Source organism: Pseudoduganella violaceinigra DSM 15887 (genome assembly GCF_000425385.1).
In the GTDB taxonomy this organism is placed as follows: domain Bacteria; phylum Pseudomonadota; class Gammaproteobacteria; order Burkholderiales; family Burkholderiaceae_D; genus Rugamonas; species Rugamonas violaceinigra.
Genome location: NZ_AUDI01000041.1, coordinates 1 through 1,879, shown reverse-complemented (window position 1 = coordinate 1,879; position 1,879 = coordinate 1). Strand labels below are relative to the sequence as shown.

The following is a 1,879-nucleotide window of genomic DNA, read 5'->3' as shown; positions in this document are numbered from 1 at the left end:
TCGATCCGTTTCGACAGCAACCAAAAGCCGCCTATCTTTTCGATGCCTGGGACGGACTGCTAAAGGGAATCTGGCTGCGCCATTAGTCGGGAGTCGGCCGAGTAGAAGGAGATGCGGACGAACCGTCCAGGGCTTGCTTCGCCCTGGTGGTTCAAGATGCTCATTCATTGAGCAGATATGGAAGAAACTGCGACATGCCCGAACTAAAATTCGGGCTGCCGCTTTCGGAATGAGGTGATTTCCCGCGAAAAATCACCCCGCCAACATGCGCCCAAACCTTTCTGGACGTCTGGACGGGGCAGCAGCAGCAATTATCTTGCATACTCCTGAGCAATGAGGATTGCGAGCTCCTCTGATCCCGCTCCGCCAAAATCGCGATCCAAACTGTCAGCAATAACGTTGAGGCTGGCTCGCAGCGAAGGAACATCAACTTCAGCCAACTCAAACTTTACTTCTAAACCAAAACAGTTCGAAATCTGCTCCACCTCCTCAAGAAACAGCTCAATACATTCTCGTGGCAACGAGGCCATCAGATAATCCAGTTTAAGCGAGTTCCAAGCTGTAGAAGATCCCTCCTCAACATCCTCTTCAGTTTCGTAAATCGCGCTGGAATTGAGCCGAATATCCACAGTTACGATAGCGTCGGTCTGCCACGGAGGAATCCGCCCCTTACGCTTTAAGTAGTAAAAGTCATCTTCGCTCTTGTATCCCCGGCGCTTTAACCAAGTATGGAACTCTTTTCGAGAAGCTGGAGCTTCGCGTGCGAGAACCACTGTTAATTTTTCATAATGCTCTTTTTTCATCTTCGATATGGATCAATTTTTCTATGCTGATCAGGTGTAACTTCCCTCAGATTGCGTGGGCCGTTCGATCCATTATTTCGCTGCGGATCGACGTGGTGCAACTCACGGCTTTCCCACTTTCCGGTGTAAATATTATAGTCCTGAGGAGCATTCCCTTGCCGCATGCGTTTCATATTGATTTCAGAGAACTCTAAGGTTTCTTTGTCAGTCACCTCTTTATAGCGGTTCTTCCAATATCGAGACCGAACGGTGTCCCAGTCAGGTTCGGCTCCATCCCGCAAGGGCTTGTCAATCGCATCGCCAGGTTTCCATCGCTTGAATGCGGCGGGGCGCTCTTTGGCTATTACGTTCAATCCCGGGTGCAACTCAATCGGAGTTCCGTTGACGACTTTAGTGTCGGGACGATCACCCGGATTTACGTGGAATCCAGCCTCCTTATCTTTCTCTTCGATTGGCCTGTCGTGCACAAGGGTGGGATTACGTTCATTCCCCGGATTCCAGCGTACACCTACTCCCCACTTTGGTGATTTGATAGGCGTGCCAGTGATGACTGGCGACGTCTCGAGCCTACCGTCTCCGCCCTCATTAACAATCCGAGGGGCCAAAGCACGCTTTGCCCTTTCCGCCGCAATGTCTTCTTCAATCTTCTTGGCAAAATACCTTCTGCCCAACTCTGCTTGATAGTCATTCTCTGTCTTGATCGACGGCTGCTTTACAGTTGCAGGTACTGACTCAGCTTTCGAACTCTTTCCGAATTTGTCAGCGAGCCAGTCGCCAAGCTCGGCGAACGGAGCCGATGGCATCGATGGTGTAGGGACAAACACGACACCACATACCCCCGTCCCTGGTATACAGATTTCGGCAGGCATGAATCCAGCTGGCGCACCAGCTATGCTGCGCGGTGCCAATCCATACGCGTTACGCTCCGCCGGTGACATTGCTTCCTTTACGGCCGGATCTACTGCTTGATAGCCGAACAAGTCCACATACACCGTTGGGTTGGCGTACGCATACAGGTAATGGTGCAGCGACAGCGGCGTGCGCCAGTCGCCCTCATACGGGTCCTGCGTGATGAA

General features: G+C 51.8%; 2 protein-coding genes. Both read right to left on the bottom strand.

Features of this window, described 5'->3' with window-relative positions:
* Positions 1-311: 311 nt before the first annotated feature.
* Complete coding sequence (locus H597_RS0116465) at positions 312-803, bottom strand: hypothetical protein (RefSeq protein ID WP_154668141.1); 492 nt, start codon at positions 801-803, stop codon at positions 312-314.
* The coding region (locus H597_RS35385; protein ID WP_211232059.1) for a pyocin-S2/colicin E7-DNase domain-containing protein at positions 800-1,879 on the bottom strand (1,080 nt) is incomplete at its 5' end. The genes H597_RS0116465 and H597_RS35385, both read right to left, overlap by 4 nt.

Coding starts and splice junctions, on each gene's coding strand:
- H597_RS0116465 (WP_154668141.1), bottom strand. CDS start 803: ATGAAAAAAGAGCATTATGAAAAATTAACAGTGGTTCTCGCACGCGAA.